The sequence below is a fragment of the Collinsella aerofaciens genome, assembly GCF_015556945.1.
In the GTDB taxonomy this organism is placed as follows: Bacteria; Actinomycetota; Coriobacteriia; order Coriobacteriales; family Coriobacteriaceae; genus Collinsella; species Collinsella aerofaciens_AO.
Genome location: NZ_JADNNH010000005.1, coordinates 77,706 through 91,703, shown reverse-complemented (window position 1 = coordinate 91,703; position 13,998 = coordinate 77,706). Strand labels below are relative to the sequence as shown.

The window sequence follows — 13,998 nt, the reverse complement described above, 5'->3', positions numbered from 1 at the left end:
CCTCTCGGCGGCCTTGCGAAAAACAAATCCAAGTTAGACCATTTCAAATGGTTCGATGTCTGCCCGGATGCGACACTCGATGTGTCCATCCTCGCAGTATCCGGTTCTCAAGGTGCACGCCCCGCGGCTCATCCGGTCCGACCGGGCCGCGCGGCAAGGAGATATATTGCCAGACCGGAGGGGCCCCGTGGGCGGGAATCTGGGCGTACACATTTCCTACACATTTTGTGATCCGACTAACGTTTGCCAGCCGTTACCTACCGCTCGCCGAGCATCTCTTCTATATAAGGCAGACTCATGGTTAAAGCGGATACGTCCCCCTAGCTAAAGCACAGCCAGCATCGAGCAACTCATCACGCTCTTCCACCGAGAACCCCTCGGCGTAGACGCGCACCACTGGTTCGGTCCCGCTAGGACGGACCAGCAGCCACGTGTCATCCTCGAATGCCAAACGCAAGCCATCCATATGACTAACGTTTTGCGGCACCTTGCCACAAATCGACTTGGGGTTTACGCCCGGCAGCAGGGTTCGTAACGTTTCGGCATCTTCGGCCTCAAGGCGCAAATCGCGTCGACCGTAACTCGTCTTACCAAAACTGTCCTCGAGTTGGTCGACCAGAACGCCCAAAGGCGCGTCCGTCTTTGCCATAAGCTCACACAGAATCAGACAGGCGAGGATGCCATCGCGCTCGGGCATATGCGCGGCGATGCCGATACCACCGGCTTCTTCGCCGCCTATGAGGACGCCGCCCTTCTTCATCTCCGCCGCTATATATTTGAAACCGACTGGTTTGACGGTCACGCGGCAGCCAAGCGCCTCGGCAATGCGACGCACGAGCGTCGAGCATGAAAGATTGACGACGACGCGCCCCTCCAAATTACGAAATTGAACCAAGTCGCCCAAAACGAGCGCCATGATCTGATGCGGATGTATATATCTGCCGCGCTCGTCAACCGCGCCGATACGGTCGGCGTCGCCGTCGGTCACCAGGCCAGCGCAAGCTCCGTCCTCGATAACCGTGCGCTCGCAAGCGTCCACCCAAGGCTCAACGGGGTCGGGGCAGATATCTTCTTGGTCAGACGCCTGCCCGGCGTGAATCTCGTGCACCTCAACGCCAAGCTCGCGCAGCAAATCGGCTAGATAGCCCTGGGCTGCGCCGCCCATGGGATCAACAACCACGCGCAGGTGCGCGGCGCGGATGGCTTCGGCATCGACAAACGATGCCACCGCCTGCATATAGTCAGGAATAATATCCGCGGTGCGATATTGCCCCTCGATCCCCATTGGCTCGGGAGCCACGGTCTCTTCGAGCTCTTCGATGACATCCTGGTTGGCGGTCGAGCCGTCACCCATGCGAATCTTGAGGCACAGATAACCCTGCGGATGATGGGACCCCGTCACCATGAGCGCGCCGCACGCCTCACCGTCATAAGCCGCCGCCCACGTAAGGGCAGGGGTCGGAACAGGTCGCGAAGCGAGCACAGCGTCCAGCCCGTGCGCTGCTAGCACGCCCGCCGCAAGCTCAGCGAACTCGCTCGCCAGGGGCCGGGTGTCGAACCCTATATATACCGTTTTGCCCGGATTGGTCTTTTGCCACAACTCGCCAACGGCATCGGCGATACGGGCAACGTTATCGGCAGTGAAGTCCTCATCGACGCGAGCGCGCCAACCGTCAGTTCCAAAATGAATTATCGCGCACACGCGCAGACACCTCACAGCGTTTGGATCATGGTACGCGTGAGGTATACCCGCAACACGCACTCGGCAACCTGCCGGCACCAGCATTCACCATTTGGGCAAATGCTGCCGAGGACATGCAGGCAATAAAAAAACCGCCCCGTATGGAGCGGTTTTGCCCTTTATATATCGAGCGCCTCGGCCATCGCTGCCGTAGTGATTGCCGAGGTTCCACAACAACTGCCCACCATTGCGGCGCCGGCATGTCTCCATTCGATGCATGCGCGCGCGAAAGCTTCGGGGTTCTCGTGCCATACGGGGCCATCCTGAGTCTGGACCGGATCGCCCACGTTGGGACGCACCGTGACGGGAGTAGTCGCCGATGCAACCATCCTGGGCACCGCCGCGTTCGCGGCCGCAAGCGAACAGCAATTAACACCAACCGAGTTTGCGCCGTGTTTTTCGGCGTACAAAACGGCTGCCTCGATGTTGAGGCCATCGCCCAGCAGGTCGCCTTTATCGTCAACGACAAAACTCACCAGAACAGGCATGCCGTCGGCGGCATCTCGGGCGCCGGCAAGCATGGGCTGCAGATTACGGATAGACGTCACCGTCTCGATCAGCAGACCGTCAACACCAGCATTGAGCAAGGCGTGCGCCTGCTCGCGCGCAATGCCGCGGATTTCACGATACTCGGCAGAGTCCTCGGCAAACCACTCAATACCGATCGGGCCCATCGAGCCCAGCAGCAGCTGAGGGTGCGCCTGGCGGGCATCGTCGACGGCCCCGCGATTGACCTCCGCCACGGACGGCGCAATCTGGTCGTGTTTGAGGGCATAGCTTGATGCCTGAAAGGTGTTGGTAATGAGCACCTGCGCGCCGGCGGCGACATACAAGCGATGGATACGAGAAACGGTCTGCGGCTCTGCCAGATTCCAAAACGCCGGTGGAATGTCGGCGGCATCGTACTCACTCAACAAAACACTGCCCATGGGGCCCTGCGCCAACAAGGTCTCGCTCGACAAGCGGCGCGTAAGTTCCTCGGCACCAAAGCGGTTGTAATAACTCGTATCCATATATATCCCGCTATTCCTCGACGCTGATTCCCTGCTTTTCGAGATAGGCGAGCCAGCGGCTCATCGTGTCCTCGGAAAGCGCATGCTCCATCATGCAGGCCTCGGAATCGGCCCGCTCAAAATCGACGCCGAGCTCCTGGACCAAAAACGTGCGGATAAGGCGATGACGGTACCAGATAGCCGTACCGACCTCGCGACCACGATCGGTCAGGATGACCTTGCCGTAATGCGATTGCTCGACAAGCTCGGATGCCTTGAGCGCCGAAACCGCTTTATTGACCGATGCCTTGGAGACGCCAAGGCGCTGCGCGATGTCGACCGATCGCACGCCGTTGGTTTCCCCCTCTTCGCTTTCAATGCGAACCATGCACTCCAAGTAGTCTTCGTTCGCCACCGTCAGATGCAGTTCGCGCGAGCTATTTGTCGTATCCATGATCTTCCGTCCCTTCTGCATTCAATGGCTGATTCTACCCCATCCAAGCGTCGCGGTATGCCGTGGCATACCGTGCTAGAGTTCTTGTTGCACACGACGACCAAGATTGGAGCGGTCTTTATGGAAAACACCACCACGAACCCCGATGTCCTCGAGCGCTTTTTGCGCTACGTCCAGATCAACACGCAGTCCGAGGATGCAAACTGCGACCAGGTACCCTCGAGCGCCGTTCAGTTTGACCTTGCCAACGTGCTGGCTGAAGAGCTGCGCGAGCTTGGTGCGGAAGATGCCCACGTGACCGAGCACGCCTATGTCTGCGCGCATATCCCCGCAAGTGCGGGCGCTGAGGGCAAGCCCGCCCTGGGCCTGATCGCCCATCTCGACACCACCGAAGTTGCACCGGGCGCCGGCGTGAAGCCGCACATCGTACACTACGAAGGCGGCGACCTGGTCTGCGGCACGGTTGACGGTAAGCCCGTTGCCATGAGTACCGCCAAGCTTCCCGCCCTGAACGACCTCGCGGGTGAGGACCTGGTCTGTAGCGATGGCACCACGCTGCTGGGCGCGGACGACAAGGCGGGCGTTGCCGAGATCATGTCGCTTGTCGCGCGTATCGCGCAGGACCCTTCTCTGCCCCATCCCGCACTCGGCATTTGCTTCTGCCCTGACGAGGAGATCGGCCACGGAGCCGAGCTGTTGGATATCGATACCTTTGGCTGCAAGTACGCCTACACGGTCGACGGCGGCCCCATCGGCGAGCTGGAGTGGGAGTGCTTTAACGCCGCCGAGGCGACCGTCCGCTTTGAGGGCCAGTCCATCCACCCGGGCGACGCTAAGGGCCGTATGGTCAACGCAGGCAATCTGTTCTGCGACTTCAACGCGTTGCTCCCCTACGCGCAGCGCCCGGAGTATACGAAAGGCTACGAGGGCTTTTATCACCTTGAGGGTGTATCTGCGACCGTCGATCACGCCACAGCGCGCTATATCGTCCGCGACCATGACGCCGCCAAGTTCCAGCAGAAACTCGACCTTATTGATGCCGCCGCCTCGATGCTCAACCAGCGTCTGGGTGAGGAGCGCGTGACGGTCGAGACTAAGCAGCAGTATCGGAATATGGCCGAGATCGTTCGTGACTATCCCGAGCTTATTGATGTTGCCAAGGAAGCCTACCTTGCCTGCGGCGTTGAGCCCCAAGTGCTGCCGATTCGTGGCGGCACCGACGGCGCTCAGCTGTCGTTCCGCGGCCTGCCCTGCCCCAACCTTTCCACCGGCGGCTATTGCTACCACGGCGTCAACGAGTTCGTCCCGGTCAGTTCGCTCGTCAAGATGACCGACGTGCTCCAGGAGCTCGTCGCCCGCTTTGCATAAGGAACTCGAACAATCTAGGTAAGCAAAACCGCCCCGTCCTCAAAACCGAGAACGGGGCGGTTTTTGGTGCAAGGGGAGTAGTCAGCACCGCAGGTTGAGCCAACGTCAGCGAGCGACGTCCAAGGCGAACAAGTTGGCATGAAAAAGGCAGGGCATTGACCTTCTGGTCATGCCCTGCCTTTTGAATGACAAATTGTCGCCTTGGGCGGCGCGCAGCGTCGAGCCGTTACGGCGTTTGGTAAAACGCCGTAACTTAGTAGTTGGCTTCGTAGCCGTTGCCGTCGCCGGTGGGCTCTTCGTAGTAGTCCGAATCGCTTGAATCGCTTGAGTCATCGGAATCGTCAGAGCTGACCGATGAGGTTGCGGTACCGTTTGCGTAATCGTCAGACGTGTTGTTGTTCAGGTCGCCAATCGTAGAGCTGGAACCATCGGAAAGACCCATGGTGTTGGGACCCTTGGGATCCTTGCCGGCATCGACGCGCTCCATCATTTCCTTGAGCTCGTCCTCGTAGACAAAGACGTAGCTCACACCGTCGATCATGGTGCTGTCGTCGGCGTACGAGGGCAGGTTGGCCGAGTAGATACCGTCGACATCCATACCGCGCATGGCGTTGACCGTAGCCACGATATCCTGAACGCTCATATCGGTTACGAGCATATCGGACAGCGAATTAACCAGGCCAAAGATCTTCGTGGCATCGAAGTTATTGAGAATCTGGTTGGCAAGGGCGCCAAGCACCTGACGCTGGTGGCGCATGCGCGTGTAATCGCCGTCGGCATAGGTGTAGCGGCAGCGGGCATAGGTAAGGGCGGTGGCACCGTCCATATGCTGCTGGCCAGCGGTAATCTTAATATCCAGGTGCTCGGGGTCGTCAACATCATCGGTTGCGTTAATGTCGATACCGCCAACCGAATCAATCAGCGCCTGCATACCGTCGAAGCTGACCTCGGCATAGTGGGAAATCTGAACACCGCACAGCTCGTTGACCGCCTCGACCATGGCCTCGGCGCCGCCAACGGTATGGCAGGCGTTGATCTTCATGGTCTCACCCTTGTACTCGACCTTGGTGTCGCGCGGAACGGAAATGAGCGTCGCCTGCTTTTGCGTGGGGTCGATGCGTGCCAGGATAATCGAGTCGGCACGATACGTATCCTCGCCCGGACGGCCGTCAGTGCCAAGAAGCAGCACGTAGAACGGATCCTTAGCCTCATCGGTGTCAACCAGAACCCGACGCAGATTGTCGGTAATGACATTAGAATCGCCGAGCTTGCCCATAATGGTGGCAAACCACAGGCCGGCAGCGGTAGTGGCACTCAGCAGCACGCCAAGCACGACAATGAGCGCGACGTGACGAATCGTGTGGCTACGACGACGTTGGCGAGCGCGCTCGGAATAGCGAGCCACGTTATCGCGACTGTAGATCTTGGCCTGTGCACCAGTTGAGGGTCTTCGGGCGGTGGTATCCGCGAGGGGCTTTTTATTAAACATAGGCAACCTGTATTAGTAGATGGCGGGATCGGGGACGGTAGCATGCTCGACATGCGCGCCGAGCGCCTGCAGCTTTTCGACAAACTGCTCGTAGCCGCGCTTGATGTGATGGATGGCCGAAACCTCGGTCGTCCCGTCGGCGATCAAGCCCGCTACGACGAGGGCCGCTCCGCCACGCAGATCGGGCGAGGTAACCTGTGCGCCCGAGAAGCCCTTGACGCCATGAATCATGGCATGATGACTCTCGATACGAATGTCGGCACCCATGCGCACCAGCTCAGAGGCAAACATAAAGCGATTCTCGAAGATGTTCTCGGTAATAACGGAACTGCCGTCGGCAAGGGCGGAGAGTACCATAATCTGTGCCTGCATGTCCGTCGGGAAGCCGGGGAACGGAAGCGTCTGGATGTCGACCGGCTTGATACGCTCGGCACGGTTCACATGGACGCCATCCTCGACGCGCTCGCAGTCGATACCCATGAGCTCCATCTTCTTGAGCACCATGCCCAAGTGAATGGGGCAAAAACCCGTGACGTCGACACCGCGATCGTCGGCCATCAACGCACCGGCAACGATAAAGGTACCGGCCTCGATGCGGTCGCCCACTACGCGATGGGTAACAGGATGCAGCTCTTCCACGCCCTCGATGGTCACGACAGGCGTACCGGCGCCGACAATCTTAGCGCCCATCTCGTTGAGCATGTTGGCGAGATCGACGATCTCGGGCTCGCGGGCGGCATTGTCGATAACCGTGGTGCCCTGTGCGCGCACAGAGGCCATGATGAGGTTCTCGGTCGCACCGACGCTGGCGAACTCGAGCGTGACGGTGGTACCGCGCAGACCTTGGGGCGCATTAGCGTTGATGTAACCGTGGGCGGTATCGAACTCAACGCCCAGGGCCTCAAGACCAAGAATGTGCATATCGATCTTGCGAGCACCCAGGTTGCAGCCGCCCGGCATGGCAATTTTGGCGCGATGGAAGCGGCCCAGCAGGGGTCCCATGACGGCGGTGGAAGCGCGCATCTTGGCAACGAGCTCGTAGGGGGCCTCCCATGAATCGACCTGAGAGGTATCAATCTCGAGCGTGTGCTCGTCAAGGACATCGATTGTGGCGCCCATGCCCTTGAGCACCTTGCCCATCACGTGGACATCGGAAATATCGGGCACGTTCTGCAGCGTCGTCTTGCCCGGCGCCAGAAGCGTTGCCGCCATGAGTTTGAGCGCGGAGTTCTTGGCACCCGAGACGGGCACGGAGCCTCCGATGGCGTGGCCACCCTCAACGCGGATAATATCCAAGGTCTACCCTTTCAAAAAGCATGCCCGGGGTGGCTGAGCCATCCCGGGCATGATGTGTTCGCAAATGGTCGAACGCTAAATCGTTTGACTATTGGGCAAGCTTGAGCTTACACCATGCGATTTCATTATAGAGGTAGGCGCGGCGTGCATCATCCTCCGACAAATTACCCAGCTTCTCTTCAAAACCTTGAATATCAGCTTTAAGCTTGTCGGCATCGACGGTCGCCAAATCGCAAGCGCGCTCGGCGAGAACGGTCACGACATCGTCCGCAACCTGGGCATAGCCGCCGGCCACGGCAAACGTGTGGTCGACAGTGCCCATGGCCTTATCGGAAACGCGAACGTAACCGCGGTCGATCGTGCAGATCTCGCTGGAGTGAGCAGGCAGAACGCCAAACTCGCCATCCGTGGACGGAATCGACACAAACGCAGCGTCGCCCTCATAGGCGCAGCTCACGGGGCACACGATGCGGATACGCATAACCTACTTCTCCCCCATCTTGCGGGCGCGCTCGCGCACGTCCTCAATCGTGGAAGCATAGCGGAAAGCCTGCTCGGGCAGGTCATCGGCCTTGCCGTCGACAATCTCGGCGAAAGAGCGGACGGTATCCTCGACGCGGACGTAGACACCGGGGTTGCCGGTGAACTTCTCGGCGACGTGGAAGGACTGCGAGAGGAACTGCTGAATCTTACGGGCACGGTTGACCGTAAGGCGCTGCTCCTCGGACAGCTCGTCCATACCCAGAATGGCGATGATGTCCTGAAGGTCGGAGTACTCCTGCAGGAGCTCCTGGACCTTGACGGCGACACGGTAGTGCTCCTCGCCGACGATCGAGGGATCGAGAGCGTCGGAGGAAGATGCGAGCGGGTCGATAGCCGGGAACAGGCCGAGCGACGAAATGCTACGCGAAAGAACCGTGGTGGCGTCGAGGTGCGTAAACGTTGTGGCAGGCGCCGGGTCGGTCAGGTCGTCTGCGGGGACGTAGACAGCCTGGACGGAGGTAATGGAGCCCGTCTTGGTCGAGGTAATGCGCTCCTGGAGGTCGCCCATCTCGGTTGCCAGCGTGGGCTGGTAACCAACGGCGGACGGCATACGGCCCAGCAGTGCGGAAACCTCGGAACCTGCCTGGGAGAAGCGGAAGATGTTGTCGATGAACAGCAGAACGTCCTGGCCACGATCACGGAAATACTCAGCGGTAGTAAGGCCGGCCAGACCGATGCGCAGACGCGCTCCGGGCGGCTCGTTCATCTGACCATAGACCAAGCAGGTCTTGTCGATAACGCCAGACTCGCTCATCTCGAGGAACAGGTCGGTGCCCTCGCGGGTACGCTCGCCGACGCCGGTGAACACCGAGGTGCCGCCGTGCTCCTGGGCGAGGTTGTTGATGAGCTCCTGAATCAGAACGGTCTTGCCGACGCCGGCGCCGCCGAACAGGCCCGTCTTGCCGCCACGGATGTAGGGCTCGAGCAGGTCGACAGCCTTGATGCCGGTCTCGAAGATCTCGGTCTTGGTGGTGAGCTCGTCGAAACGGGGCGCTGCATGGTGGATGGGGTAGAACTCCTCCACCTCGGGCATGGGCTTGCCGTCGACGGGCTTGCCCATGACGTTCCAAATGCGGCCGAGCGTCTTGGGACCAACGGGCATCTTCATGGGCTCACCGGTATCGGTGGCGATGAGGCCGCGCTGCAGGCCGTCGGTCGAGGACATGGCGACCGTGCGGACGACGCCGCCCGGAAGCTGGCTCTCGACCTCGAGGATCGTGCTCAGGTGACCGATCGGGGTCTCGGCCTCGACCGTGAGCGCGTTGTAGATCGGGGGCACCGCGCCGTCAAACTTGACGTCGACGACAGGGCCGATGATTCGCACGATGCGACCATCACCGGCAGTCGTCTTCTTGGTGGCTTCCTCGACCGCAAGCTTTACGGTGTTATTAGCCATTACTGTTCCTCCAATGCTGAGGCTCCGCCGACGATCTCGTTAATCTCGGTCGTGATCGAAGCCTGGCGCACGCGACTATACGTGCGGGTAAGGGTCGAGATGATCGCGGTGGCGTTTTCCGTCGCGGAGTGCATGGCCTTGCGGCGTGCACCCTGCTCGGCAGCCGCCGAATCGATCAGGGCCTGGTAGATGACCGTCAGGATATAAGACGGCACAAGCTTGCCGAGAACATGCTCGGGAGAGGGCACGAACTCGAACGTGGACGAGATGCGCTTAGGGGCGTCGGTCTCGTTCTTACGCGGACCGTGGGCCATAGCGATCATCTCGGGGTCGAGCGGCAACAGATGCTCGACGCGAAGCTCCTGATCCACGCGGTTCTTGGCGTGGTGGTAGACAAGCTCGACACGGTCAAGCTCACCGGCACGATACGCATCGCAGATATGAGAGGAGATCATGCGGGCCTGATTGAAATCGGGCTCAGAGGAGTTGCCCTCAAAGTGCATGACGACGTTTTCGCGGTCACGGAAATACGTGGCCGGTTTGCGCCCACACGCGATGATCTCGCACTCGATGCCGTCGTTCGCCCAAGAAGCGGCGAGCTTTTCGGCCGTGCGCTCCACCGTCGTATTGAAACCGCCGGCAAGGCCGCGGTCCGAGGCAATAACGACAATCAGGCCATGCTTGACGCTCTCATGCTTCTGCAGCATGGGATCGGTGCCCGAACAGGAGGCGTCGCCGGCGACCGTCAACATGACGTCGGTCAGCGCCTCCTTATAGGGCTCGGCCTGCTTGGAGCGATCGAGAGCACGACGGATCTTGGCCGTAGAGACCATCTCCATCGTGCGCGTGATCTGCTTGGTCGTGGTAACCGAGGAGATTCGCTTCTTAATGTCGCGAAGGTTGGCCATGGGGCTTAGTTCTCCTCTGATCCAGAAACATCCGAATGGTGCTTGGCCATGAACTGCTGCTTGAAGTCGCCGATGACGCGCAAGAGCTCAGCCTTGGTGTCATCATCGATCTTCTTGGCGCGAACCTTGTCGAGCAGTGAGCCAAAGCCATTGTCCATGTACTCGATGAGCTCGGCACGGAAAGGCAGCACGTCGGCAATCTCCAGGTCATCCAGGAAGCCCTCGTTGCCAGCGAACAGCGTAACGATCTGCTCGCCAACCTCAAACGGCTTGTAGCGCGGCTGCTTAAGGAGCTCAGTCATGCGAGCGCCGTGGGTAAGCTGCTTTTGCGTGGCCTCGTCGAGGTCGGAGCCGAACTGCGTAAAGCCAGCGAGCTCCTGATAGGAAGCGAGGTCCAGACGGAGGTTGCCGGCGACCTGCTTCATGGCCTTGGTCTGCGCATCGCCACCGACGCGGGACACGGAGATACCCACGTCGACTGCCGGGCGCTGACCCTGGAAGAAGAGCTCGGACTGCAGGTAGATCTGACCATCGGTAATGGAAATGACGTTGGTCGGAATGTAGGCCGAGACGTCGCCGTCCTGGGTCTCGATGATCGGCAGTGCCGTCATGGAGCCGTAACCGTTCTTCTTGGACATCTTGACGGCACGCTCGAGCAGACGAGAGTGCAGGTAGAAGATGTCGCCAGGATAGGCCTCGCGTCCGGGCGGACGATGCAGCGTCAGCGACATCTGACGGTAGGCCACAGCCTGCTTGGACAGGTCGTCGTAGATGACGAGCACGTGGCCGCCGGGGTTGGTCTCGCTGGCGGGCTTGCCGTCCTCGCCGTTGTACATGAAGAACTCGCCAATAGCGGCACCGGCCATAGGCGCGATGTACTGCATAGGGGCGGAATCGGCAGCAGTGGCCGAAACGATGATGGTGTAGTCGAGCGCACCGTGCTGAGCGAGGGTCTCACGGATGTTGGCAACCGTGGAGGCCTTCTGGCCGATGGCGACATAGATGCAGACCATGCCCTTGCCGCGCTGGTTGAGGATAGCGTCGATGGCGATGGCGGTCTTACCGGTCTTACGGTCGCCGATGATGAGCTCACGCTGACCACGGCCGATAGGCACCATGGAGTCGATGGCCAACAGGCCGGTCTGAACCGGCTCGCACACCGGGGTACGATCGATGACGCCGGGGGCCTTGAACTCGATGGGGCGACGGTGCGTGGCGACGATGTCGCCCAGGCCGTCGATGGGCTGGCCGAGCGGATTGACGACGCGACCGAGCATGGCACGGCTCACGGGGATATCCATAATGCGGCCAGTGGTGCGGCACTCGTCGCCTTCCTTGATGGAGTCGACGGCACCGAACAGAACGGCGCCGACCTCGTCACGGTCAAGGTTCTGGGCAAGGCCGAAGACGGTCTCACCGGTATCGGAGCTCTTGAACTCCAGAAGCTCGCCTGCCATGGCGCTCTTAAGGCCGGAGACGCGCGCGATGCCGTCGCCTACCTCGTCGACCGTTGAAACCTCATGCGTATCGACCGTCGCGGAGAGGCTCGTGAGCTGCTCCTGCAGTTTCTTGGCGATATCCTGGGCATTGAGGGTTTCGGACATTAGGCTTCACCTCCGTACGAATTAGCAGAGTTTGCGAGGGTCTCCTGCGCGATGCGCAGCTGCGTCTTGACGGAAATGTCACGACGCTCGCCGCGGGCCTCGAGCACCAGGCCGCCCACGATAGACGGGTCGACCTGCTCGATAAGGAATACCTTGCGGCCGAAGTCCTGCTCGCATTTCTTAGTGATGGTTTGACGCAGCTCGTCGTCGAGCGGGATCGCCGTGGTGACGGTCACGCCCACTACATCCTCGTCTTCCTCGGCAACATACTTAAAGGCAGCTGCCACCTTGGGAAGCAGGTCGAGCTGGTCGCGCTTGGACATGGTGTCGAGCACGGCGATGATCTCGGGGCTGGCAGAAGCCAGGCGCTCGATCATCTCGAGGTCCTCGAACACATGGTTCTCGGCCTTGGCGGCTTCCAAAAGGGAGTGCGCATAGGTCTCGAGCACCTTGTCCTGATAGCGGCTAGTCGGCATTCAGGCTACCTGCTTCCTGGATGTAGCGCTCGATGAGCTTCTTCTGCTCGGACTCGTCCTCGAGTGCCTCGCCCACGATCTTGGTGGCGACGGCAACGGACAGGTCGGCGATGGAGCTCGCGGCACCGGCGTAGATGGACTTGCGCTCGTCCTCGACGGTCGTATGGGCCTTGGCGATGATCTCCTCGGCCTCCTTGTGAGCAGCCTCGATGATACGGGCGCGCTCGGACTCGGCGTCCTTACGGGCCTCGAGAACGATGTCGGCAGCCTGGCGACGGGCGTCGGTGACGATCGAGTCGGACTCAGCGCGCTTGGCGATGGCCTCCTGCTTGGTCTTCTCGGCCTCGTCGAGGCTCTCCTCGATCTTCTTGCCGCGCTCCTCCATGGTTTTCATGATGCCCGGCAGGGCGACCTTGGCCAGCACGATCCAGATAATCAGGAAGGCGATAAGCGCCGGGATGAACTCCGCCATCTTAGGGATGAGGATGTCCGCACCGGCGGCGCCGTCCTCGGCGAACGCGGAAACCGGCATGAGCAGCGCGGCCGCGGACGCGGAGAGTGCGATCGCGCTCTTCTGGGATGAAAGATTCATACTTGACGCTCCGTGCTATTTAACGATCAGCGCGACAACGAAGCCGATCAGAGCCAGAGCCTCGCCGAAGGCGGAGCCCATGATGAAGACGGTGAACACGCGGCCCTGGACCTCAGGCTGACGGGCCATAGCACCCGTAGCACCCAGAGCAGACAGGCCGATAGCAAGACCAGCGCCGATAACACCGAGACCGTAACCGATAACTCCCACGATTCCTCCTTTGTCGTGCGTGTCTTATTTCACGCAGGATAACCTTTTTATAACTGCCGGGCTCCATGGGTACGGGCACCGGCGGTTTAACGAATTGCCTTACCTTTAAGGCGCGAACGGAAGATTACTCCTCCTCCGCGACCTCCTCTGCTTCGGAGACATACACGGCGGTAAGGACCGTGAAAACGTAAGCCTGGATGGCGCCGACCACAAGCTCGATCGCGTAGATCAGGATGAGGATGGCAAGCCAGGCAAGCGAAGGCAGGGCGCCGACGGCGTGGGCCGCGGAAACCTGCTGAAGCAGCGGCTGCATGAACATGCTCGCCATGATGGCGAACGAACCCATGACCACGTGTCCTGCGAACATGTTGCAGAACAGACGGACGGCGAGCGTGATGAGGCGCAGGAAGGTCGAGAAGAGCTCGACGACCCACACGAGCACGTTCATCGGGAAGCTCACGCCCTGCGGGGCGAGGCTCTTGATGTAGCCGATAACGCCGTGAGCCTTGCATCCGTAGTAGATGAAGTACACGAAGGCGAAGATGGCGAGCGCGGCGGTGGAGCCGATTGCGCCGGTGCCGGGCTTCATTCCCGGGATCAGGCCGATCATGTTATTGATCAGGATGAACAGGAAAAGCGAGCACAGGAACGGGAAGTGCTTCTTCCAGTTCTCACCCACGACGCCCTTGCCGATATCGTTCTCGACGTACTCGATGATGTACTCGAAACCGTTGACGAAGAAGCCCTTGGGAACCAGGGTCTGCTTCTTCTTGAACACGGCCAGGACGATCAGGAGCACGATCGTGGAGACGATCAGCCAAAACGAGTACTGCGTGATGCCGCAGCTTAGATCGCCCACGACAGGGGTGGAGCTGAACTCGCTGACCAGATGATTAATCTCATCAGGCAGCTTTTCAAAAATTTCCACG

Annotated in this window: 14 protein-coding genes; 1 reads left to right on the top strand and 13 read right to left on the bottom strand. The window is 60.2% G+C overall.

Annotated elements, in window-relative coordinates; translation table 11 throughout:
* Nucleotides 1-301 precede the first annotated feature (301 nt).
* The 3 genes from I2F59_RS02700 to I2F59_RS02690 all read right to left on the bottom strand — a co-directional run bounded on the left by I2F59_RS02700 (nt 302) and on the right by I2F59_RS02690 (nt 3,187).
* Nucleotides 302-1,702 (bottom strand): phosphoglucomutase/phosphomannomutase family protein, encoded by a 1,401-nt coding sequence (locus I2F59_RS02700; protein ID WP_271755807.1) that lies wholly within the window; start codon nt 1,700-1,702, stop codon nt 302-304.
* A gap of 158 nt (nt 1,703-1,860) precedes the next feature.
* Nucleotides 1,861-2,754, bottom strand: a complete 894-nt coding sequence (locus I2F59_RS02695) for a homocysteine S-methyltransferase family protein (RefSeq protein WP_195503153.1) — start codon at nt 2,752-2,754, stop codon at nt 1,861-1,863.
* 10 nt (nt 2,755-2,764) lie between these two features.
* Nucleotides 2,765-3,187: a metal-dependent transcriptional regulator gene (locus tag I2F59_RS02690; protein WP_161160665.1), complete on the bottom strand. Its 423-nt coding sequence runs from the start codon at nt 3,185-3,187 to the stop codon at nt 2,765-2,767.
* A gap of 120 nt (nt 3,188-3,307) precedes the next feature.
* Between I2F59_RS02690 and pepT the strand changes: the two genes are divergently transcribed.
* Nucleotides 3,308-4,555: a peptidase T gene (gene pepT, locus I2F59_RS02685; RefSeq protein ID WP_195503152.1), complete on the top strand. Its 1,248-nt coding sequence runs from the start codon at nt 3,308-3,310 to the stop codon at nt 4,553-4,555.
* A gap of 253 nt (nt 4,556-4,808) precedes the next feature.
* Here pepT and I2F59_RS02680 read toward each other — a convergent pair whose 3' ends face one another.
* From I2F59_RS02680 to atpB, 10 genes are all read right to left on the bottom strand, one after another.
* Nucleotides 4,809-6,044, bottom strand: coding sequence for an LCP family protein (locus I2F59_RS02680; protein ID WP_006235722.1), 1,236 nt, complete (start codon nt 6,042-6,044; stop codon nt 4,809-4,811).
* A gap of 12 nt (nt 6,045-6,056) precedes the next feature.
* Nucleotides 6,057-7,340, bottom strand: coding sequence for a UDP-N-acetylglucosamine 1-carboxyvinyltransferase (murA, locus tag I2F59_RS02675; protein WP_195503151.1), 1,284 nt, complete (start codon nt 7,338-7,340; stop codon nt 6,057-6,059).
* Nucleotides 7,341-7,428: 88 nt separating this feature from the next.
* Nucleotides 7,429-7,821, bottom strand: a complete 393-nt coding sequence (gene atpC / locus I2F59_RS02670) for an ATP synthase F1 subunit epsilon (RefSeq protein WP_006235718.1) — start codon at nt 7,819-7,821, stop codon at nt 7,429-7,431.
* A 3-nt stretch (nt 7,822-7,824) separates the two neighbouring features.
* Nucleotides 7,825-9,279, bottom strand: coding sequence for a F0F1 ATP synthase subunit beta (gene atpD, locus I2F59_RS02665; RefSeq protein ID WP_006235717.1), 1,455 nt, complete (start codon nt 9,277-9,279; stop codon nt 7,825-7,827).
* On the bottom strand, nt 9,279-10,187 hold the full coding sequence (atpG, locus tag I2F59_RS02660; RefSeq protein WP_055310126.1) for an ATP synthase F1 subunit gamma: 909 nt from the start codon (nt 10,185-10,187) through the stop codon (nt 9,279-9,281). The genes atpD and atpG overlap by 1 nt, the downstream gene beginning before the upstream one ends.
* Nucleotides 10,188-10,192: 5 nt before the next feature.
* On the bottom strand, nt 10,193-11,791 hold the full coding sequence (gene atpA, locus I2F59_RS02655) for a F0F1 ATP synthase subunit alpha (RefSeq protein WP_035138794.1): 1,599 nt from the start codon (nt 11,789-11,791) through the stop codon (nt 10,193-10,195).
* Nucleotides 11,791-12,267: a F0F1 ATP synthase subunit delta gene (locus I2F59_RS02650; RefSeq protein WP_195503150.1), complete on the bottom strand. Its 477-nt coding sequence runs from the start codon at nt 12,265-12,267 to the stop codon at nt 11,791-11,793. Before I2F59_RS02650 ends, atpA begins: the two co-directional genes overlap by 1 nt.
* Complete coding sequence (gene atpF, locus I2F59_RS02645; RefSeq protein ID WP_055286332.1) at nt 12,257-12,859, bottom strand: F0F1 ATP synthase subunit B; 603 nt, start codon at nt 12,857-12,859, stop codon at nt 12,257-12,259. The genes I2F59_RS02650 and atpF overlap by 11 nt, the downstream gene beginning before the upstream one ends.
* A gap of 15 nt (nt 12,860-12,874) precedes the next feature.
* A complete protein-coding gene (locus tag I2F59_RS02640) occupies nt 12,875-13,069 on the bottom strand; it encodes an ATP synthase subunit c family protein (protein WP_022094262.1) in 195 nt (64 codons plus the stop codon).
* Nucleotides 13,070-13,193: 124 nt separating this feature from the next.
* Nucleotides 13,194-13,997 (bottom strand): F0F1 ATP synthase subunit A, encoded by an 804-nt coding sequence (gene atpB, locus I2F59_RS02635; protein ID WP_022094263.1) that lies wholly within the window; start codon nt 13,995-13,997, stop codon nt 13,194-13,196.
* Nucleotide 13,998: the final 1 nt, after the last annotated feature.